19 protein-coding genes are annotated in these 22554 nt (G+C 40.9%); 9 read left to right on the forward strand and 10 right to left on the reverse strand.

Features of this window, described 5'->3' with window-relative positions; genetic code table 11:
- The first annotated feature begins 43 nt into the window (after positions 1-43).
- Together LNTAR_RS25045 and LNTAR_RS02995 are read left to right on the forward strand one after the other, a co-directional pair.
- On the forward strand, positions 44-2785 hold the full coding sequence (locus LNTAR_RS25045) for a PSD1 and planctomycete cytochrome C domain-containing protein (RefSeq protein WP_052607294.1): 2742 nt from the start codon (positions 44-46) through the stop codon (positions 2783-2785).
- Positions 2786-2796: 11 nt separating this feature from the next.
- The gene (locus tag LNTAR_RS02995) at positions 2797-4251 is read left to right on the forward strand and encodes a DUF1501 domain-containing protein (protein WP_007277156.1); all 1455 of its coding nucleotides are present in this window, start codon (positions 2797-2799) and stop codon (positions 4249-4251) included.
- A gap of 31 nt (positions 4252-4282) precedes the next feature.
- Here the strand turns inward: LNTAR_RS02995 and LNTAR_RS03000 are convergent, their stop codons facing one another.
- The 10 genes from LNTAR_RS03000 to LNTAR_RS25055 form a co-directional block, all read right to left on the reverse strand.
- Positions 4283-5659, reverse strand: coding sequence for an alpha/beta fold hydrolase (locus tag LNTAR_RS03000; RefSeq protein WP_007277157.1), 1377 nt, complete (start codon positions 5657-5659; stop codon positions 4283-4285).
- Positions 5660-5801: 142 nt separating this feature from the next.
- Positions 5802-6323: a hypothetical protein gene (locus tag LNTAR_RS03005; protein ID WP_007277158.1), complete on the reverse strand. Its 522-nt coding sequence runs from the start codon at positions 6321-6323 to the stop codon at positions 5802-5804.
- Positions 6324-6330: 7 nt separating this feature from the next.
- A complete protein-coding gene (locus LNTAR_RS03010) occupies positions 6331-7683 on the reverse strand; it encodes a hypothetical protein (protein WP_007277159.1) in 1353 nt (450 codons plus the stop codon).
- Positions 7684-7742: 59 nt separating this feature from the next.
- Positions 7743-9083, reverse strand: coding sequence for a sulfatase family protein (locus LNTAR_RS03015; RefSeq protein WP_007277160.1), 1341 nt, complete (start codon positions 9081-9083; stop codon positions 7743-7745).
- Positions 9084-9141: 58 nt separating this feature from the next.
- A complete protein-coding gene (locus tag LNTAR_RS25050) occupies positions 9142-11151 on the reverse strand; it encodes a serine/threonine-protein kinase (RefSeq protein ID WP_007277161.1) in 2010 nt (669 codons plus the stop codon).
- Positions 11144-11755 (reverse strand): RNA polymerase sigma factor, encoded by a 612-nt coding sequence (locus LNTAR_RS03025; RefSeq protein WP_007277162.1) that lies wholly within the window; start codon positions 11753-11755, stop codon positions 11144-11146. Before LNTAR_RS03025 ends, LNTAR_RS25050 begins: the two co-directional genes overlap by 8 nt.
- Before the next feature lie 71 nt (positions 11756-11826).
- Entirely contained in the window at positions 11827-13374 is a 1548-nt protein-coding gene (locus LNTAR_RS03030) for a sulfatase family protein (RefSeq protein WP_007277163.1), read from the reverse strand.
- Between the two features lie 24 nt (positions 13375-13398).
- A complete protein-coding gene (locus tag LNTAR_RS03035; protein WP_007277164.1) occupies positions 13399-14976 on the reverse strand; it encodes a sulfatase family protein in 1578 nt (525 codons plus the stop codon).
- 19 nt (positions 14977-14995) lie between these two features.
- A complete protein-coding gene (locus LNTAR_RS03040) occupies positions 14996-15643 on the reverse strand; it encodes a prepilin-type N-terminal cleavage/methylation domain-containing protein (protein ID WP_007277165.1) in 648 nt (215 codons plus the stop codon).
- Between the two features lie 109 nt (positions 15644-15752).
- On the reverse strand, positions 15753-16397 hold the full coding sequence (locus tag LNTAR_RS25055) for a type II secretion system protein (RefSeq protein WP_007277166.1): 645 nt from the start codon (positions 16395-16397) through the stop codon (positions 15753-15755).
- Between the two features lie 113 nt (positions 16398-16510).
- Here LNTAR_RS25055 and LNTAR_RS03050 point away from each other — a divergent pair, with 113 nt between their 5' ends.
- The 7 genes from LNTAR_RS03050 (at position 16511) to LNTAR_RS03080 (ending at position 22553) form a co-directional block, all read left to right on the forward strand.
- On the forward strand, positions 16511-17875 hold the full coding sequence (locus tag LNTAR_RS03050) for a sulfatase family protein (protein ID WP_007277167.1): 1365 nt from the start codon (positions 16511-16513) through the stop codon (positions 17873-17875).
- Between the two features lie 116 nt (positions 17876-17991).
- Positions 17992-18909, forward strand: coding sequence for a ThuA domain-containing protein (locus LNTAR_RS03055; RefSeq protein ID WP_040914183.1), 918 nt, complete (start codon positions 17992-17994; stop codon positions 18907-18909).
- 65 nt (positions 18910-18974) lie between these two features.
- Positions 18975-19397: a hypothetical protein gene (locus LNTAR_RS03060; protein WP_007277169.1), complete on the forward strand. Its 423-nt coding sequence runs from the start codon at positions 18975-18977 to the stop codon at positions 19395-19397.
- A 652-nt stretch (positions 19398-20049) separates the two neighbouring features.
- Positions 20050-20463, forward strand: coding sequence for an acyl-CoA thioesterase (locus LNTAR_RS03065; RefSeq protein WP_007277170.1), 414 nt, complete (start codon positions 20050-20052; stop codon positions 20461-20463).
- 480 nt (positions 20464-20943) lie between these two features.
- Positions 20944-21816, forward strand: coding sequence for a cysteine synthase CysM (cysM, locus tag LNTAR_RS03070; RefSeq protein WP_007277171.1), 873 nt, complete (start codon positions 20944-20946; stop codon positions 21814-21816).
- A gap of 21 nt (positions 21817-21837) precedes the next feature.
- Entirely contained in the window at positions 21838-22143 is a 306-nt protein-coding gene (locus LNTAR_RS03075) for a rhodanese-like domain-containing protein (protein WP_007277172.1), read from the forward strand.
- On the forward strand, positions 22143-22553 hold the full coding sequence (locus LNTAR_RS03080; RefSeq protein WP_007277173.1) for an OsmC family protein: 411 nt from the start codon (positions 22143-22145) through the stop codon (positions 22551-22553). The genes LNTAR_RS03075 and LNTAR_RS03080 overlap by 1 nt, the downstream gene beginning before the upstream one ends.
- Position 22554: the final 1 nt, after the last annotated feature.

Raw genomic sequence — 22554 nt, forward strand, 5'->3', positions numbered from 1 at the left:
ATCATTGACGAAAAGAGGTGGAATGAACGAAAAAGGAACCCTAATGAAAAAAGTATTTATCTCCACCTTCTTACTCTTCAGCCTCGTTTTAGGCGCAGAAGAAAAAATTAGTTTTAATGAACAAGTTCGCCCAATTTTGGCCGACCGCTGTTATCATTGTCACGGGCCAGATGCCAAAGAAATTAAAGGTAAGCTTCAACTACATACAGAAGACTTGGCCACGCAGGAAAGGGTTTACAAAACAAAGAGTGGGCGCGAACGCCGTCGTGATGCAGCGATTATTCCTGGCAAGCCTCATGAGAGTATTGTTTGGCAGCGTCTTATTACAGATGATGAAGATGAGATTATGCCGCCGATTGATAGCGTTGCAAAGCAATTGACTAAGGATGAGAAAGAAATTATTCGCAAGTGGATTGAGCAGGGTGCCAATTACGAAAAGCACTGGGCCTTTGTGCCGCCTCAGAAAAAGAAAGTTGATCTAAAGAATGATGACTGGTGCAAAAATGATATCGACCGCCATATAGGTCGCCAACTTGAGGACTTAAAGCTTCAGCCCAATCCGGAGGCAAGTAAAGAGCAGCTAATTCGTCGTCTTTCATTGGACTTGAGAGGTACGCCACCGAGCCTTAATGAGGTTGATGCCTTTTTAGCGGATCAAAAAGAGGGTTCCTATGAGCGTCTAGTCGATCGCATACTGGCAGATAAAGCCGTGGGAGAACGCTTGGCTGTTGAGTGGCTCGACGTAGCGAGTTATGGAGATTCGCAGGGGCTTTTTGAAGATGGAGCCAGAAGTATGTGGCCTTGGCGTGACTGGGTCATGAAAGCCTTCAATGACAATAAACCTTTTGATCAGTTTATAACTGAGCAGGTTGCAGGTGATTTACTGCCGAACTCTAGCCGCGACCAAAAAGTAGCGACGGGTTTTTATCGTAATAATCCTGTGTCAAATGAAGGTGGAATTATCGACGAAGAGTACCTCCTTCAGTATGCTGGAGATCGCGTGCGCACAACCTCAGTTGCTTTCTTGGGCATGAGTTTAGATTGTGCTTCCTGTCACGATCACAAGTACGACCCCTTAAGCCAGAAAAATTTTTATGAGATGTCAGCCTTCTTTAGAAGTATTGATGAAAAGGGTAAAGTGGGCAAAGGTGCTGCTGCACCATTTATTAACTTACCTTCTAAAGAACAGTCAGGAAAGAAGACGAGCTTAGAGGAACAGATGGCTCAGCTTCAAAAAGATTTAAAGGCTGAAAACGATAAGGCAAAAGCTGAATCTATCTTAGTGAAGAAAGTTAAGCTCTTTAGAAATGATAAGTCTCCACTCATTTTAACGGGTGTGAAGTTTTTAGACTACGTGGGAAACAATCCAAAAGTGAAAGCCTCTAAAAAAATTAAGTCAGATCCATTATTTCTTATTGATAATAAAGATGAGGTTCGAGTTAATGGTCACAAGGCCTTTATCGAGTTTGAATTTGAAAAAGAAATTCAAATCTCTGGCTTAGAACTACGAGCGACAAAGAAAAATATACGCTTCTTAAAAGATGCAGAGATTCATTACTTTGATGCAAAAGGCAAGCTTGTGAATCAGGATAAAATCTTAGAAAGCGCTGAAGTGTTAGTTCGTAAGCCTAATACAAAGAAATACATAAGCTTATTAGCGCAACTCAATAAAGCTGATCGGGAATTGAAAAATTTGAATGGCACGATTCCGACAACGCTTGTAATGAAAGAGCGTAAAGAGCCGCGTAAAACTCATATTCTCGAACGTGGTAGCTACGAAAATAAAGGCGAAGAAGTTTTTCCTGGAGTGCCAGAAAGTATCTTAGTTATGGATCCTTCTTACCCCAAAAACCGTTTGGGTTTAGCCAAATGGTTAGTAGATGAACGCAATCCCCTAACTGCAAGAGTTACCATTAATCGTTATTGGCAGTTGCTCTTTGGTCGAGGCATTGTGAGAACGGCAGAAGACTTTGGACTTCAAGGAGATTTGCCTACGAATCAAGCCTTACTAGATTACTTAGCCGTAGATTTTGTTGAGAATTCTTGGGACCTTAAGTATATGATCAAGCAAATGGTGATGAGCGCGACCTACCGTCAATCGAGTACCCAAGTGAAGAGTAAAGTCCAAGTTGACGGTGAAAATAAATACCTCAGCTACTTTAGTAGAAGACGTTTGGATGCTGAGTTTATACGTGATAATGCCTTAAGTATTAGCGGGTTATTAGTGGATAAAAAAGGTGGACGTCCAGTGAAGCCTTACCAACCCGCAGGGCTATGGAAAGAAAAGGGGAATGCAACCTTCAAGCAAGACAAGGGTGAGGCTCTCTACCGTAAGACGGTTTATACTTTCTGGAAACGCACGGTACCACACCCTTCAAGTGTTGTCTTTGATGCGACTGATCGAACAACTTGTGTAGCCCGTAGGAATCCGACAAATACACCACTACAAGCACTTGTGACTTTGAATGATGTTCAATACGTCGAGGCAGCTAGAGCTTTAGCTCAACGCATGATGCTCGAGGGGGGGAGTCAGTTAGATCAACGGGTTCAGTTTGGCTGGCGCTTAGCGACCGCACGCAAAGCAAACTCAGCAGAATTAGCACTCTTGAAAAAAGAATTTAATTATCGCTTAAATGAATACAAGAAAAACCCTGCTTTAGCCAAAGAGCGACTCACAGTGGGAGATTCAGTTCAAGTAGCTTCATCAGATAAAAATGAATTAGCCTCTTACATGGCAGTCGCTCAGTTACTATTGAATTTAGATGAAACAATTACACGGAACTAAGGAGAAATAAGATGAAAAACAATTTTGCTAAACCAATGGATCGTCGTGGATTTTTCAAAATGGGTGGAGCTGGCTTGGGAGGCCTAGCTCTAAGTTCCATGATAAACCCTGAAGCCATGGCAGCTGACATCCAGAAACAATTACCTCATTTTGCGCCTAAGGCCAAAAGAATTATTTTCCTCTTTATGAATGGCGGTCCCTCACAACACGACCTCTTTGATCACAAGCCACTTCTTCGTGAACATCATGGTAAAGAACTCTTTATACGCGAAGGGAAAGAGGGGGGCTTTATTAAATCGGAACAGCGTTTAACGGGCATGAGTTCTGGACAAGCAAGTTTTCCGATTGCGGGCCATCAATGGGATTTTAAACAACATGGCAAGAGCGGTGCCTGGATAAGTGACCTGATGCCACATACGGCTAAGATTGCCGATGATCTCTGCTTTGTGAAAAGTATGTATACCGAGGCGATTAATCATGATCCTGCCGTAACCTTTTTTCAAACGGGTCATCAGATTCCGGGTCGTCCTAGTTTTGGCTCTTGGTTGAGCTACGGCCTAGGTACTGCCAATAAGAACTTACCAGATTTCTCTGTTTTGGTTTCTCAAGGGACGGGCCGCCCAGGTGGTCAGCCAATTTACACGAAACTTTGGGGCAATGGCTTTTTGCCTTCAGTTCATCAAGGTGTTCAATTTCGTGCGGGTAATGACCCTGTACTTTATTTAAGTAATCCCAAGGGTGAGCGTCGTAAAGACCGTCGTCATTTATTAGATAATTTAAATGGACTGAATCAATTGGCGATGGAGCAGCATCATGATGCTGAGACCCAGACGCGTATCGAGCAATATGAGATGGCCTACCGTATGCAGATGTCGGTTCCCGAGGCGCTTTCCTTGGGAGATGAGCCCAAAAGTACTTTTGAGCTCTATGGTGAAGCTTCGAAAACACCGGGTACATTTGCGGCGAACTGTATTATGGCACGTCGCCAAGCGGAACGAGGCGTACGCTTTATTCAGCTTTATCATCGCGGTTGGGATCAGCACAACAATATACCTACAGCTTTACCGAAGCAGTGCATGGATGTGGATCAAGCTTCTGCAGCTCTTGTAACAGATTTGAAGCAACGTGGCTTACTTGATGACACCCTAGTTGTTTGGGGCGGAGAGTTTGGCCGTACGGCATATTGTCAGGGGAAATTGACTGAAGATGAGTACGGACGCGATCATCACCCGCGTTGCTTTACTTATTGGATGGCTGGCGGCGGTATTAAGCCAGGTATCACTCATGGTGAAACGGATGAGTTTGGGTATAACGTGGTTGATGGTGGAGTACACGTACACGACTTCCATGCAACGATGTTGCATCAGTTAGGGATTGATCACGAAAAACTCACTTTTAAGTATCAGGGACGTGCTTTCCGTCTCACAGATGTTCATGGGCATGTGGTCAAGGACATTTTAGTTTAATTTCAAAAGATTTTTTTTGGTCTGAATGAACTTATTCTTGTGAGTGTTTAAAAACTTCTTCCCAGAAAACGGGGCTCAAAAATGAGTCATGACCCCCAGGAAGGATTTTGAAACTTAAGCCCCGATGGCAATGCTTTTGCAGTTCTTCAAAGGTTTCAGGGGGAGCGACGCTATCAATTTCACCAGCGTAGAGGTGAAAGTTTAAATGAGGCGTGTTTTTTAAAGCTTTGGCAATGTCTTTGGGGCGCAAAGGGTCGGCCGGGCCTAAATCATAGCTGTCCGCCAAGTTATGCATAGGAGCATCTATGCAAAAATGCATGAGCGCTTCTTCACCCATTGACCATTTGTCAGTGTCGATGTCCTGCTTTTTGAGTTTAGTAATAATCTCTTTATAATAGTTACTAAGTGATTGGCCAACTTGCGTTACATAGGCTTCATGACGATTGAAAACCACATTGAGAACATCTTGTTCTTTACCGAGGTGAAGAAAGCTTTTGTTGAAATAGAAGTTGTTGATCATGAGTTTTAATTTATGGGGATCAACGGTGTTCTCTGGGCAAATCATCGTTAAAATATTTGATAAATCCTTCCAGTAATTGGGTGCAGAGAGAAAAACCATGCCAGCAAAGGAGAAGCTATGCCGTCCCTGGATTTTGATTTGGGGTTCATTTTTTGGCGAAAACGTATTTGTTTTGCAATATTGAGCAATCAATTCCAAGCGCTTTTTATCTTTGGGATACTTCTTGAGATACTCATTTAAGACTTCTTTGTGTTTAATTATGCGCGCTTCTGCAAAGGGTGTGGGTAAAGACGTGGCCGCAAAACCATGTGCATGGGCCGAGTAGAGTGAGTTTGGGTACATAGTGATATACCGTTGGATAATGAGCGAGCCAAAGCTTTGGCCAGTGACCACCCAAGCTTGATGATCAAAGATTTTTTTGCGAATGATTTCAGCATCTTGGACAATGGCTCGACTCAGGTAGTTTTTATAGCGCAGGATATCGGAGTCGTGCTGGATTTTAGGTAGGGGAGAAGAAAGTCCAGTGCCTCTCTGGTGGATGATGAGGATGCCATTCTCTTTGGTCATGGGCAGTAAGGAATGCACCGCTGAACGAGGATCTAGCCCAGGACCACCATAAAAAAAGCAAATGGGACGTTTGTTTTTATCTGTTTTTTTTGGAAGGCGGTATTCGTAAAAAACTCTAAGTGTTTCACCGTCTTTTATTTGGTGACTTTCAGGAACTTGCACCCAATCAAATATGACTTGATCCGGAAGCTTTTCTATATAGTGCCGATCTTGCGCACTCAGCTCAGATTTTAAACTCTCATAAGGAAATTGCGAGTTTGCTGCTTGCTCTCCCGCATGAGCAAACAAGTAAAGAAAAGCGATACAAATAAATAAACGCATAAAGACCTCCTAATTAATCAATCTCTTACTCTGTTTTGTACTTCATACATTGCAAGGGAAATGAATTAAAAGCTCTTTGAAAAGCAAGAGACTCAGAGCGTGATTTAGAAAATTATCATCGCTCGGTCTAATAAACTGTATTTTAGAGTTTAGTAAGATGTAAATCTTTAATTTGAAATTTGCCGTGAAAAGCCCCGAATTGAATAGAGATATGGGGGCGGTGTTCTTTTGAAGCTAATTCCTTTGCAGTAAAGGTGTAGGAATGGTTCTGCCAAGTCTTCTGAGGGCTTACATTTTTAGTGAGGCCCATGGGAACAAAACGGTTAAGTTTGATTTTTTTTGCTTTAAGATCCAACGGTGGCCTAGATACGAGGCTAAATCTTAATTCGCCTTCACCTTGCGCCAGAGTGCTGATATTAAGTTCATAAGTTTCTCCGGGTTTTACGTCTACTTCAGTAATTAATGAGAGATAAAAGCTTTCTGAACTATGGGGAGTTTGGATGGTGAAAAGGTTTCGTGAAAATCTAGGTTTCACCTTAGAGAATTCAGGTTTCTTTTTTAAAATCCAGTATTTTTCCTTGTGCTTAAACTGAGGGTCTTTAAATAGTTCCTGGGCACTTAGGCAAAAACAAAAAATTGTTATAAGTAGAATAAATTTTTTCATAGTGTTCCTAGTAAAAAGTTGTGAATTGATTGGAGTGAGAGATTTCTTTCTCAAGTTGATTGACGCGGTCTTTTAACCACTTTATGGCATTCTGTCTAAACTCATCTGGCTGCGATTCGATTTCTTGTGCAGCCCACATATTATAGGAGTGGAATTCGTGCCAAAGGCGAGTTTTGTGTCCTGATTTTTGATCGATGATTCCAAAACCTTTGAATTTGTGATTAGGGTATTTTTTTGATTCAATTTCTTCATTATGATGGATGCCCCACCACAGCCAGAAAGGGGTTCCCCATTCCAGATTAACTCGAGCAGAAAGTAGTGCTAATCTTGCCTGAATGAGCTCGGCTTCCCGTTCTTTGACTTTGTAGGAATTCATAACGTGAACGATTGGGTAACCGATTTCTCCAATTCCGATGCGTTTACCGATAATTCCAGGGCGAGGCGGAAGTGAATTTTCTACATAGTTGAGGTCATTATAGAGGTCAGCTTTTAATGAATCTGCACTGTGAGGACTCGCCCAGGCTACGATTCCTTGAGTTTCATAACTGGAGATAGATACATAATCCAGGTATTCACAACGTGGGAGCACGCTGTTGGTCATGCGCTTGAGTCCAGTTTTGCGGGAGTGGCGAACTAAGTTGACTTCGGCATAGAAAAAAACTTTTACATTGTTGTGAGCCACTGTTTTTTTTGCATCGTCGATGGCTTTGCCACGGATATTCATCCAGCTAACCATTTTATCGATTTGTTCGGGAGTCATGTCTTCGTTTTGACCCACTTCCTTCGCTCCCATGAGCCAATCACCTTCCCAGTTACCAATCATGAAAGTTTTACCGGATTCGTTATAGTTCTTCAGTAGGTAGGAAGTAAATTCGTAGAATTCATCATAAATTTCCTGATCCTTAGAGGGCTTATAATACTTGAAGAGGGTTTTTCCGTGGGCCCAAAAGAAGGCTAAACGATAGGGAAGATCCAGACTATTTTGATAAACCTGATGTTGAGCTAAGTCGGCGAGACTTGTGTGTTTGTCGACCTTATACCCTTGTTTGTGAAGGGTTTTGTGGCTTAAGCTGAGTTTAATAATGTCTGATCCGAGGTCCTTTGTGAGGTGCTGGGTCGTCCAAAGTAAAGTCGCTGTGTCACCATGAATTTCAGGGTTGCGTTCTTCCAAGGGGAGTGCGTGGGGTTGCTGCGGAGCAATCATAAAGCTCTGCAAAGTATTTTCGGAGGTGATTTTTTCTTGAAGAACGGATTCTTCTTTTACAGTATTTGAAACTGACTTTGTGTGGTTTTGAGTATAAAACATTCCTGGTTGATCGCAGGAAATTAAAGTGAAAAGTGTGATGAAAATAAAGCGCATGGGAAACCTTAATATTTGTCTTTATTACTTATTCGCGTGTGAATGAGAAAAGGGACAGGTTATTGAGATTTCTTTTGAGAAGGTCGCTTCCAGTTGATCTGATTTGCTTTGGAGAGGTAAGCATCCATCGCTTTGCGCATGTCGCTAAATTTTTCAGGGTGTTTTTCACTCAAGTCTTTTTTTTCAAAAGGGTCATTTTTGAGATTAAAGAGTTCGTATTGAGATTTTTTACTATTGTTAACCAATTTCCAGTCATCTATTCGCAGGGCATGTTTTTTATAAATCTGAAGCCAGGTATAAAACTGCTTTCGTTTTGTGAAATTTTCTTGTTGACCAAATAGAAGCTCGGGTAAAAACGATTTGCCATCCATGTGCCCAGAGTAATCAATATTGACTGCATCCAAAAGGGTGGGCATGAAATCCATCGTCATAGCTCTAAAATCTGATAGGCTTTTGGATCTGATTTTTTCAGGCCAAGTGAATGAAGTACAGACGCGAAGACCACCTTCATACATGTGAGTTTTATCAGCGCGTAATTCGCCATTGTCTGCACCATATTTGATTTTTCCGCCATTGTCGGAGGTGAAAATAACTAGAGTGTTTTTGTCGATTTCCAGCTCATTCAAAGTATCTAACACACGCCCTATTGAGTAGTCGAGGTGTTCGATGAGACCACCAATCTTGGCGCGTTTTTCACTCGTGTTTGGCTGTTTCTTTTTAAAATATTCGTAATATTTTTTAGGAGGGTGGATGGGGTCGTGAGGAGCGTTATAGGAAAGGAATTGAAAAAAAGGTCGCGGATCTTTTTGTGCCTGTTTTATTTCCTCGATTGCCCAATTTGTAAACAGTTCTGTGGCGTGGGTGCCCTTTGTTTCAACTGCTGTTGAATTATGGTACATATAGGCAACTCCATGTCGAGTGTGCTCCCAATAGTCATCCATCATATCCCCAAGGAAACCATGGAAAATTTCGAAGCCACGCTCGTTAGGGTGGTTAGGCGATTGCAGTCCAAGGTGCCACTTGCCAATAAGACTCGTGCGGTAGTTATTGCTTTTGAATACATCGGCAATGGTGACGGCTTCTGGGTCGAGGTAACCCCAGGAATTATGGTCATGGGTTCTAACGACGCCTGGGACGCCAACCATGTCCTGATTGCGACCTGTTAAGAAGGCGGCTCGTGATGGGGAGCAGACACAACTATTCGCAGTGAATTGCGTAAAGCGCATTCCTCTATCCATAAGTTGATCTATTTGTGGGGTTTGAATATCCTTGGAACCATACGCCGAGAGGTCACGGGAGCCTAGGTCATCGACCATGATGAAGAGGATATTGGGTCGTTCGTTGCTAAGTGATATTTGAGCTAGAAGGAGTAAAAGTAAAGTAAAAGATTTATGGAGCATGGAAAACACCTTTTTAATTTACTTGTTCGTCACGAATTGAGCTGACGGGACAGGTCGTTTATAAAACTTCTATGTAGATCGATGTTTTAAGTTTATTAATCTGTTTTGATGGCAGTTGACCCCGATGAATAATAAGCTTTTTGAGACTTTTAACTTTATAGATTTTATCGAGCTGCGATATACCGCTATTACTTATGTCCAAGGTAGAGATTTTGAGGCCTTCAACTTCAGTAATATCTTGTATTGAGGTCTTAGAAATTTTTAAGGTGCTTAGGTTGAGAAAAGAGAGTGGGTTTTTTCCGGAGGCGTAATATTCGGGACTCTTGAGGAATTCAATACCTTGTGAATTTATGATCAAGGATTGCTCACGATAGGAATAGTTAAAACCCTTCGCATCCCACTTGGGATTGATCATTTTTAGTAATTCAATGACGACTTGGTCATAATAATTTGGGTTCCCTCTCACACTGCTGTCGTAGGCAAGTAATCGCAAAGCCACGGGGTAATCGTATCGTATGTTATTACGGAGGTCGGCTATTAGTTTAGCTAGAGATTCAATTTTTAGTAAGCCAATGGGGGCTCGAGTTGCATCTACATATTTTTTGCTGAGGTCGCGAAGTGTTTTGGATTCTTTATAAGGCAGCTCGTTGATTTCTTTGAATCGCTGCATGAGAAAAAGCGAGAGGATTAAATGATGCCTAGCAGCTATGTTTTTAGGATCTATTTTCAGGAGCTCCTTGGCATTGGTGAGGGTTTTGTTGAGAGATTGGCGGGGGTACTCATAGATAAAAGTTTTTGAAGTTAATTCAGATTCGGAAAGGAAGCTGTTCATAAGGCGATTGACGAGTTCTTTACTTTCTTGGAGTAATTGATCTGATTTGTTTTTTTCTTGTTCAAGATTATGAGCTGATTCTTCGGCTCTCAAGGTTTCTATTTGAGCCACTTTGACTTGTTCCTGAAGGGCATTGATGAAATAAAAGCAGAGTGCAAAAATGATCAGAAGAGCACTGAAGCTGGTAACTGAAGCAGCTTTATTTCGCTTGATGAGGAGTCTTAGTTCTTTGAGAAGACTCGCTTCTTCAGCTTCAGTAGAAAAGCCTGAGAGATATTTTTGTATATCGAGTTTAACTTGAGCGACGGAATTATAGCGTTCGTCTTTGTTGACTTTCATACACCGTTTAATGACGGCAAGTAAACTTTGTGGAAGAGGTCGCCCTAAATTATTTGACGGTTCAAGAAAATCACCCTGGCGTGTTTTTTTCAAAATATCCTCAAAAGTACTCCCTGAAAATGGAGGCTTTAGACAGAGGATTGAGTATAGCATACAACCAAGAGCAAAAACATCTGCTTTTTCGTCTAGTAGGCTTTTAGTTTCTGTTTGTTCTGGTGCCATGTAGCCCGGTGTTCCGATGATCTCGTTTCTTTGAGTAACGTGATTGAGTAGATCGGTATTGAGAAGAAGCTCCTCGAAGTCCTGAGTTTCATGTTGGTTGAGTGTTTTGCCGAGGCCCCAATCACAGACGAGGACCTCACCAAAGCGACCCACTTGGATGTTAGCAGGCTTGAGGTCTAAATGGATGATTCCACGAGAATGAGCAAAGGAAATTGCATCACAGATTTTTATGAATATGAGAAGAAGTTCATGTAGAGGGTAAGTGTTTTCATAATGCTTATCACTTTGACTAAGTCGTCGAAGGATGTCTTGGAGTGAATTGCCTTCCTTGAGATCCATTGTGAAAAAAGGGAGACCTTTTTCATTGACGCCAATATCGTGTATTGAAATGATATTGGGATGCTCGAGCATAGCGGTTAAGCGAGCTTCTTTGAGGAATAATTCATTGAATGAGGTGTCAATATCAGGGAGGAGCTCAGCCATGGCGACATGACGAGAGGTCGATTGATCAAAGACTTTGGTAATTTTTTTCATCCCGCCGGTGGCAACGGTTTCGACAAAGCGGTAGCGACTTTCGATGTCTTGAAGTTCCGCATAAATGGGGGTGTTTTCAGCGGGTTCTTCGTGAAAGAGGTCGGAGAATTTTCGAGCAAAGTCTTGGTTATTATTACTCATTAAAAAGGTGCATTTCCTGTTTTAAAACTTGGATTTCACTTAGAAGTCTTTCTTTGACTCGGTTTTTTAGTTTGTTGACCGAGTTGCGTTGCAAGTCGAGTTTTTCTGCAATGACATCTGAAGGGATGCTTTCCATACTCATCTTAAAGACTTCCATCGCTTTCCCGGAGAAGATGGGAGTGACGCGATCCATGGCGGCTTGGACAACATAGACTTCCCACTCAGACTGAATGAGTTTTTCAATTTCAGGCTGAGAAATCGGAGCACTCAACTCCTCTTCGTTACGAAATTTTTCGATTTTATTTGATTGACGATGGACTTTTCGATAGTGATCCATGACACGGCGGTGGATAATGGAACTCATCCAGGTGCGGAACCTGGCGCGATTGCTATCAAACTCTAGCTTTGGCAAAGATTTCCATAATGAGATTAATACTTCTTGTGCAAGATCGGCTTTGTCGTTTTCATTTACGCCCATTTGATGAAGGATGACCATGACAAATTTATGATAGTAGTTGGCGAAGTCATCCCAAGCCTGCTCATCGTCAGGGTTCTGTGCTCTTTGCAAAAGAGTTAATCGTGTATTCCAATCACCTGCGCTCATAAAATGCCTGCTTTTCTATTCTAAAGATAATCTTATTTAATATTTTAAAACCTGTGAAGGAGAAAAACAATTTAAAGATTGGCTGGTGATACAAAGAGTTCTTTGTTTTTTCCAGTACCACCAATACGATTTTTAAACCTTTTCCATTGAATTGACAGGGCTCTCTTGATTGATTCTGCATCTTGCTTTTCCATGAAGTACGCAAGTTTTTCAGGTGATTGACGATTTTTCATGGCCTCAAGAGCATAATCATTGATTTTAGTCATGTGTTGAGTGAGTTTCATGCGCATTTGTTTAAGTTGATTGAGGTATTCAGGGTTTTGAGCGAGATTGTTGAGGCAGTTAGGGTCTTTTTCTAAATCATAAAGTTCTTCAAGTTCTCTATAGACAAGGTGATTGTAGCGTTTGGCAAGCTCGGAGTCAGTTTTTGCCAATTCTTTAATGACCTTGTATGATTTATGGAATGAAGAAGCACTCGTAAAAGATCTGCTACCATCAGACCAAGGATTGAAGACGTAGGCAAATTTTTTATTATGAACAGCGCGTGTGGGGAAGACATTGCCGATGGCATTTTCGTTGAATTCTGCAAAAATATGATCGCGATGTTTTTGGGTTTTTCCTGCGAGAATCGACGCAAATGAGCGACCTTCTAGCCCTTTGGGTTTGCTGATCTCGCAAATATCTAAGATAGTTGGCATGAAATCAACTGCAGAGATCATGTGTTCGGTGTCGACTGATTTCGGTTTAATTTTATTGGGCCATTTGATAACCCAAGGGGTTCTAATGCCATGTTCATAAAGAGATGATTTGGCAAAGGGCAGGGGCATGCCGTGATCAGAGATAAAAATGACGACAGTATTGTCTTCGTATGTGCTCTCTTTGAGGCTCTTGAGTATAGCCCCTACACAGTCATCGGCACGTTTAACAGAGTTGTAATAGTTGCGCATTTCAATGCGCACACCTGGGTGTTTGGGGAGGAATTCAGGAACGGTAATTTCCGAGGCAGCGTAAATGCGGCTGGGACCATATTCATCGAAGCCAGATTCAGTGGATTTTGGGTCATTGAAAAAGGGTTTGTGTGGGTCAGCAATATTGACGACACAGTAAAAGGGCTGTTGCTTTTGATCGACGATAGCAAAAAACTCATTCATTCCTTTTTCATAAGTTATTGCGCCACGCTTTTCTGCACCTTTGAGAATAGTGGAGTAATCCCAAAATTGTTCGTAATTCCCGTGAAAACTCGTGTCGCGAGGTTTATTAATAACGGCGGTGAAATAACCCTTGTTTTTAAGTACTTCAGGGAGCATGGGATAATTGGCATCGACCATATAAAAGCCGCGCATGCCACTGCTACTTGGGTAACGTCCGCTTTGGAAAACGACTCTTGAGGGTGAGCAGTTAGAAGCTTGTACATAAGCGCGTTCAAAAAGCATGCCTTCAGTAGCTAAGCTATCTATATGTTGAGTGATTTCTGGAATTGGACAACCATAAGCACCAACGGAGTCCCAGTTCATGTCATCTACAGTGATGAAGAGGATGTTGGGTTTTGCGGACTCCGCAAGGAGTAAGGGGATTTGGGAAATGAGCAAAAGCGTAGCTGTGAGTATCTTGTAAAACATAAATAACCTTTGGATTAAGTGAGCTTAGTTAATAACTTCAGCTTCGTGATTGGTGATGTATTTTTGACTAGGATTTGAAACGTCTTTAATCTTGTTTTTAGGAACTTGATGTTGAGAACGTAGTTTTTGCAGTTCTTGTTTCATGTGGGTGAGCACGGAGCTGTATTCTGGGTTGTTAAATTGATTGGTCATTTCTTCTGGATCAGCTTTTAAGTCGTAAAGTTCCCATTCGTCAATATCGTAAAAATACATGAGTTTATAACGACCATCATAAGCTCCTTCATGACGTTGAACCATATGCCACCCTGGGAATTCATAATAATGGTAGTAGTGGCTTTTTCTCCAATGTTTTGGGTCCTCTCCTTTGAGTAATGGAACGAGGGATGCACCCTGCATATCTGAAGGAATCTCTTCTCCAGCAATCTCTAAAAATGTTTCTGCAAAATCTAGGTTAGAGACGAGTTTGCTAGTTTTTGAGCCTTCCTTCGTGTGTCCAGGCCAGCGGATAAGCAATGGTGTGCGGTAGGATTCATCGTACATGAAACGTTTGTCAAACCAGCCATGTTCACCTAAATAGAAGCCTTGGTCAGAAGAGTAGATGACAATGGTGTTTTGAGCGAGGCCTGATTCATCGAGGTAATCGAGGAGTTGGCCAAGCGAGTCGTCTACAGACTTGATGCAACGCAAGTAGTCTTTGACATAGCGTTGATATTTCCAACGAATCAGATCTTTTCCTTGAGGTTTTGCCTCTAATAAAGCTTGGTTTTTCGGTTCGTAGGCTGCGTTCCAAGCTTTGAGTTGTGCAGCTGTCATACGTTTATGAATACGTCCTGCGAGATGACCTTTTTTGTCAAATTCTTTAACTTTTAAGTCTTTGCCGAGTTCCATAGAAATATCAATAGACATGTCTTGGTTGCGGGCGGCTTTTCCCCGTCCTTCATAATCATCAAAAAGACTACTAGGTTCTGGCATCTTTACATCATCAAAAGCATTGAGATACTTGAGGGCAGGTGACCATTCGCGATGGGGAGCTTTATGCTGAACCATGAGCATGAATGGTTTTGATGAGTCTCGTTCTTTTTTGAGCCATGTCAGTGCTTTGTCTGTGACGACTTCGGTGCAGTAGCCTTCTACTCTTGAGCGTCCTTGTGGGCTATCAAAGTCGGGATTATAGTACATGCCTTGTCCAGGAAGAATGTCCCAGTGATCGAATCCAGTTGGCTTGGATCCAAGGTGCCATTTTCCGATGATGGAGGTTTCATAACCCGCTTTTTGAAGGAGCTTGGGGAAGGTTTGTTGTGCGCCATTAAATGTAGTTTTCTCATTCACCATAAAGCCATTGAGGTGACTATATTTTCCCGTGAGTATAGTCGCGCGACTGGGGCCACAGATGGAATTGGTAACCATGCATCTTTTAAAGAGCATACCTTCGTCAGCAAGACGATCTAGATTGGGTGTGGGTGCGACTTTAGCAAAGCGTCCTCCGTAAGCACTGATGGCCTGAGTGGCATGATCGTCACTGAAGATAAAGAGGATATTAGTTTTATTGGCAAGTAAAGAAGAAGCCAAAGCAAGGCTAAGAGTGAGAGTTTTTTTAATCATTTAAAAATCCAAAGTTAAATTAGGGAATCCAAAATTCAGTCGTGTTGGCTTCGCTACCAATAATCAGTAGTTGACTACCAGTGAGAACGCTTACATGTCCATCCAAGTAAGCTATATTAGCGCGACTTTGGTGGCGGATGATAGCCTGTTGATCGTCGGAATCATAGACCTTATTCTCGACAAGATTGTATTTGAATAGAGTGTTTTTTACGTACCATGAATCCATGTAGGAAACTGTTTTGTTGCCATGAGTGCTAGTGATCGGGTAGGGTGTGTATGTTGTACCATTTTCATCAATATGACCTAATCGGTAATTTTGTGAATAATTGTTTGTGTAGTAAGTGACAAGAGCTGACCCATTGGGGCATTTGTAGGGGCTAGAATTCTCGTTGCTGGTTGACGCAGTAATTTCAGGTAGATAGCCTTGCTGAGAAAGTCTTGCTGACCAATATCCATTATTCGAAGCATCGTTGAGCGGTGCGTAGTTATCATTGTCATCAGAATAAATGAATGATGCTGAGGCAATTTGTTTAAGCTTGTTCTTACATAGACTTGCCTGCGCTGTTTTTCTAGCGTTTGCTAATGAAGGTAGAAGTAGGCTAGATAAAATACCAAAAATGGCGACAACGACGAGCAGTTCAACGAGACTGAATTTTTGTTTTTTCATTAGGCGACCTCAATTTTGATTACACATACCAGTTCGTCGTTTAGAAAATAAGAGGGACAGGTAATAATTAATTTTTCTAATTTAATTCATTTTTCATCAAAAAGGAAGTCTAAGGTATCCAGAAATTTGTAGTTGAGGCTTCACTTTCTATTTGGATTAGACGAGTTCCGTTCATAGATTCTATGTGGCCATCAAGGAATGAGGTGTTGGCTTTTTGTAGATGTCTTGCAACACTTGTATTTGGGTCAGCATTAAAAACTTTATTTTCTTGTAGGTTTCCCTTCCATAGCGTTATAGCAGTTCCGAAGGAGTCCATGTGCAAGACGGTGGAGGAGGCATGCTCACTACTCATGTTATATTTTTCGTAGGCTACTCCGCCCTCAGACCTTAAGCCCAATCGAAAATTTTGTGAATAGTTACTGGTGTAATAGCTGTCGAGTTCGGCACCTTCTGGACATTTATAGGGGCTCGTATTTGCATTGCTATTAAGTGTATTAATTTCTGGTAAGTAGGCTTGGGTAGAGAGGCGTCTTGTCCAATAAGATGTTGCAGAAGAATCATTGTAAGCGGCGTAGTTATTGTTGTCAGTTGAATAAGCAAACGTGGCCATGCCAATTTGTCTGATTTTACTTTGGCAGAGAGTTGAACGTGCTTGTTTTCGCGATTTGCTTAGTGTGGGTAATAAGAAACTCGCCAAAATGCCAATAATGGCGATTGAGACCAATAATTCGATAAGAGTGAAATGTTTTTTCATGTTGCTCCAGCTTTTGTTGTTTTATAATTTTTCGCTGGCTGTTACTTTTGGGGGACAGTGGTGTAATGGTTTTATGTAAAAGATTCTGAATTTTAAAACCTAAAGGAATGTCAATGAGAATAAAATTTGCTGTTTTATTTATTTTGTTTGCGCTCGTCGCAAAAGCTGAAAAACCGAATGTGATTATCATTTTTGCTGATGATATGGGTTACGGTGATATGAGCTGTAACGGTAATCCATCAATTAAGACGCCACACCTAGATAGGATGGCCTATGAAGGCCAGAAGTGGACTAACTTTTACGTGGCAGCGCCAGTCTGCACGCCGAGTCGTGCGGGGCTTTTAACAGGCCGTTTGCCTATCCGCAATGGCATGTGTTCTAATAAGAGACGGGTGCTTTTTCCTGATTCTCAGGGTGGCTTGCCACAGAGTGAGTACACGCTCGCGGAAATGTTTAAATCGGCAGGTTACGAAACGGGTATGGTGGGGAAATGGCACTTGGGTCATAAGGCTGAGTTTTTACCCATCAAGCATGGTTTTGATTCTTGGTACGGGATTCCTTACTCGAATGATATGGATGCCAATCGTGAGCTGATTAATAAAGTGAAAAAAGATAAATCTTTACCCTGGCACAAGGGCAAGCACTGGGAAGAGCCGAAGTCTGAATACTGGGAAGTCCCCCTCATGCAAGGTGAGACTGTTTTAGAACGTGCGCCAAATCAAGAATTACTTACAAAGACTTATACTGAGAAGTCGCAACAATTTATTAGGGTCAATAAAGATAAACCTTTTTTCCTGTACTTAGCGCATAGTATGCCGCACGTACCCTTATTTCGATCAAATAAATTTAAAGATATGAGTACAATGGGTTTGTATGGCGACGTGATCGAAGAACTCGATTGGTCTGTGGGGCAAGTTCTCAAAACTGTTAAAGAAATGGGTTTAGAGCAACAGACTATTGTTGTGTTTACATCTGATAATGGACCATGGTTGAGCTTCAAGACTCAAGGTGGGATAGCAGGCCCATTACGAGATGGCAAAGGTTCGACTTGGGAAGGTGGCATGCGGGAGCCCACAGTGATTTGGGGGCCAGGATATGTGAAGCCGGGGATTATTCATGATTTGGGAAGTACTCTTGATATGATGGCGACCTTCGCAAAAATGAGCGGGGGTAAAATGCCAGAAGTGAAACACGATAGTTATGATCTCAGCTCAGTGTTGCAGTATAAAAAAGCAAGTCCGCGCAAAGAGATGTTTTATTACCATGGCGAAAAACTTCAAGCAGTGCGTTCAGGTCGACATAAAGCTATTTTTAATCAAGCTGGCAAAGCGACTGAGTTATATGATCTTAATCTCGATCCCGGAGAAAATTACAATCTCCTAGACAAGAAACTTGAAGTGATCACAGAGATTAGTTCATTGCGTGAGGCACACCTCAAGGGCGTAGAGAAAGCTAAAAATCAGCTTATTTTGCGTTAAACTGTCAATTTTCACCTCTTTTTGATAATAAATATCTTTAGAGGCGTAGTTATCTTAGATTAGGTGACGAATAAATGCCGAAGCTTCTATTAATTTAATTAAATTCAAGGATCCAGATGAAAAAAATTCTTTCTCTATGTACAATGTTTACTATGGCAACGAGCTTGATGGCTCAAAAACCTCATGCCCCTGAGAAGCAGGCTGAGTTAGATGCTCAGGTTGTCAAAGCTATGCCGTCGGTGAAGGCACTTGCGAAGCCCGCAAAAACGCGCAAAATCCTCGTCTTATCCAAGGTTGCGGGTTGGTACCATAGCTCAATTGAAACGGGAAAGACTTGTTTCAAAGAAATGGCTAAGGTAAGTGGTGCGTTTGAGGCGGTATTTAACGATGATTCATCTTATTATACAAATGCGAACCTCGCAAAATATGATGCAATTCTTTTCAATAACACATCTTATTCACAAGATTATTTTAACGCTGAACAGCGCAAGGCGATTCTTGACTTCATTCGCAATGGCGGTGGTTTTATTGGCGTTCATGCAGCGTCAGATTGTGGGACTTCAGCTAAAAAGGCAAAAACGACTTGGCCTGAAATTACAGAGATGATTGGTGGTGCGTTTGATGGCCATCCCTGGACGAGAAAAGGCATGTATGGAATTCGTAATGAGGATCCCGAGCACAAAATCCTTCAGCCCCTAAAAGGTAAAGGCTTTAAGATTTCCGATGAACTTTACAAGTACAAAGATTACAAACGTGAGAATCAGCGTGTTTTATTGACAATTGATATGGAAGAGTCCTATCACAAAAATGGTCGAAAAGATCACGATCACGCCCTTTTGTGGGTTAAGAATTATGGTAAAGGGCGTGTTTTTTTCAGTGCCTTCGGTCACAATGAACATGTTTTCTATAATCCAATGATACTTCAAACATGGTTGAATGGGATTCAATTTGCACTCGGTGATCTCGATGTAAAAACGGAAGCGTTACCAATTCCTAAAGAGCATAAGGATTTTAAGCCGCAAGAAAATAAATAATTTGCTGTTTGGAGATTTGTTATTTTTTTAAATATCCATTGATTTATTAAAAATGGATATAGAAAATGTTTTATAATACCTCATACAGAAACAAAAGTATAGACAAAGAGATTGATGGTCACTTGGGAGAATCTTACGGCTTAATAAAAACATTTCAGTTAAGGGGTAAAGGTTCTGGGAGGATGTTAATTGAAGAAATGAGTCAAAAGTTATTTGACAGTTTAGATGGTCACGCTGGGATGCATTTCACAAATATTGAGCAGAGACCTAAAGGTGTATTGCTTTTTTTTAAGAGAAATACAAGTGAATTCACTTGGGCAGTGCCCTTTCATCATTTATCGGTTTTTAAAACAAATACTTACAATATCCATGCTCAGGGACAGTATGTGAAATTGCGATTATCCACGGTGTTTCCCTATAACGAAAAGTTTTTAAAAAGAATGCTGAAGTTTCGTAATGATTATATGGAACTAGGTATTTGTGGATAATAGAACTGGCTAGTTTTATTAAAGATCACGCTTAACTTTTTTTTTGATGTTTCCTGTTTCATTTTAATTTTCTTAAAATGAAATGACTCTTCGGCCAATTTTAATATTTGACCTTTCCTTTTAAAAATATATTGGCTTATTTTCTTAAGGCCGTCAGGCATTCCTTAAATCTAGCCTTTTTTTTGCTGTAAAACAATTACCTCATCGCGTAAGTCAGTTTAAATCTAAAATTTAATTAAAGTTTTCTAGGTTTTTAAGCTTCGGTCAGTTCACTGACAAACTCTTCGGCTAAATGATCTTTTTTTTTAACTCTAAATTTTAAATCTTTTTCTTGATTGCGCGCGATATCTTTTTACGTGTTAACTCCTCTGGGCCATTGCTCACAAGCATGCGTTGTTATTCATAGGAATGGTCTGGATGGCTATCTAACTCGTCAGAAAATACTGATACCTCGGCTCTTTCGAATCAATGACTTTTATTAGCTAAAGCTTCTCTGATCTACTAATATGTTCTCTTACTTATTTTATTGATATATAAAGTGTACTTATTAGCTTATTGATAAAAACACCATAAAATCTGACTATTTCCTCACATACTTTTCTACTTTTAAGTTTACTTTTTTAACATATCAATACAAACAAATGTGTAAAAAATGGATAAAACAAAAAAAAAGACTGCAAATAAGATGATTTTGATAGGCACCAACTTATGTAAAAAAAGTGACCTTGGAATACACAACAATTTATTTGGCGGCACTATGCTTTCTTGGATTGATGAAGCTGCAGTAGCCTATTGCGCAGCGGTTTGTTATACTCCAAACCTTGTTACTCTCAAACTTGATGAAGTTACTTTTAAAGCTCCAGTAAAAGAAAATAACCTAATTAAGCTTTATGGCGAAGTCATAAAAGTGGGAGGTTCAACAATAACTATCCACGTGGAAGCAAGAAAGTTTAACGTCTATACTCATGAAGAAACAACTGTAACAGATACTAAACTAATTTTTGTTAGAATAGATGAAGAGGGGAATCCAGTGCCAATTGCCGAGCATGTAAGAGAACGTTTTTAAACTAAAGCGATTGATTTGAAGTTAGACTTAAAAACGAAACTTTATTTGTGTAGACGCAATTACTTGTCTTAAAATCAATTTTTTGTTTTAGGACTTAAAAAAGTATAGTTTCTGGTATAGCACTTAGGATTTCCTGTCATATCAAAAAGTACGTAACTAAAAAATACTTTTTGTAGTTTTTGATTTCTAGCTTATGACTTTGTGCTACGCTGTTATTGTTCAGGTTAGTGTTTCGTTTGGGTTATTAAAACTCAAATTCACAACATCTCAATTTTGAACTTTTAAGTGACGAAGGACAAATAGAACAATACTATATCATTGTAAAGTTGTTGAAGTCTTCCTTTGAAATAGACTTTTTATCAAACTCATTTCCAGGGAGATATTTTTAAATTGTAAATACTCATTTCTTTTTATAGCTATGTTTTCAAGATTTATTTCAGAGCTATATTAGCGGCTATATTTAATTTAGGATTTACCCATATGGACTTTACTGATTTAATCGGCAAGACACCGCTACTAGAACTTAAAAACTTGTCTCCCAATAAGAAGGTTAAGGTCTTTGCGAAGCTTGAGGGGAATAACCCAGGTGGTAGCGTTAAAGATCGTGCTGCTTTTTATATGATTTCTGATGCGGAAATGCAGGGCACCTTAAAGCCTGGAATGAAAATCATTGAGGCTACTAGCGGCAATACTGGTATTGCTTTGTCAATGATTGCTTCAGTTAAAGGTTATGAAATTGAGTTGGCTATGCCCGAAAACTCTACTCAAGAACGTGTTGATGCTATGAAAGCTTTTGGTGCGAAAGTTACTTTGACAGAGTCTATGGAGACGGCCATTGACTATGCGAAAAGCAAGGTGGAAGAGGGCGGTTATGTGATGCTCAATCAATTTGGTAATAAAGCTAACCCTGAGGCGCATTATCGTGGGACTGCTCCAGAGATTTGGGCTGCGACTCAAGGTCAAGTAACTCATTTTGTATCTTCAATGGGAACAACTGGTACAATTATGGGAACTTCACGTTATTTAAAGGAACGTAATCCAAATATTCAAATTGTGGGCTGTCAGCCTGCAGATGGAGCAAAAATCCCTGGTATAAGACGGTGGCCTAAGGAATACCTTCCAACAATTTATGAGGAGGACCGCGTCGATAAAATTTACGATATTAGGCAGGAAGATGCCGAAGAGATGATGCGTCAGTTAGGTCGTCAGGAGGGCGTCTTCTGTGGTATCTCATCAGGTGGTTCTGTATGGGCCGCAATAGAGTTAGCAAAGACTTTGGAAGAGGGCTTAATTGTTGCTATTGTTTGTGATCGTGGTGATCGCTATTTATCAACAGGGCTTTTTGGTCAATAATTTTTTAATTAAGGAAGAAACATGAAAGCACATTTAGAACAAATGAAAGAAGAGCTAGCAGCTGGTACAGCACAGCTTCTCGACGTAAGAGAATTTAATGAATGGCAGGAAGGCCACCTCAAACAAGCTCTTTTCGCCCCTCTATCAAATCTCGAAGCAGGTGATGAACCTGATGATGTAGATTTAGAATTAAAAACATACCTCCATTGCCGCAGTGGTCAGCGTGTGCACATGGCTGCTCCACTTCTCGAAGACCTTGGCATTAATGAAGTCATCCCACTCGATGAAGGTTTTGTTGAATTAGTAACAGAAGGTTTCGAAGCCTAATGGAAATCAAATTAAAACGCGTTGAGGGAATGCAGTTTGACTGCGTCAGTGGTGAAGGCCACACAGTAAGAATTGATGGTCCTCCTTCAATTGGTGGTACGGATACGGGTCCTCGCCCAATGGAAATGGTTTTAGTGGGCCTTGCGGGTTGTTCAGCAGTTGACGTGTTGATGATTTTAGGCAAGCAACGCCAAAACCCTGCTGATGTTGAATTGACTGTCACGGCTGAACGCGCAGATGCCGTTCCTGCGGTATTCACAAAAATTAATATCCACGTAAGTTGCATTGGTGGTGACGTTAGCCTCAAAAAATTAGAGAAAGCTTGTGAGCTTTCTATGGAAAAATATTGTTCTGTTTCACGCATGCTTGAGCCAACGGTAGAAATCACCCATACTTGCGCTGTAAAATAGT

The sequence above is a fragment of the Lentisphaera araneosa HTCC2155 genome, assembly GCF_000170755.1.
GTDB classification, from domain to species: domain Bacteria; phylum Verrucomicrobiota; class Lentisphaeria; order Lentisphaerales; family Lentisphaeraceae; genus Lentisphaera; species Lentisphaera araneosa.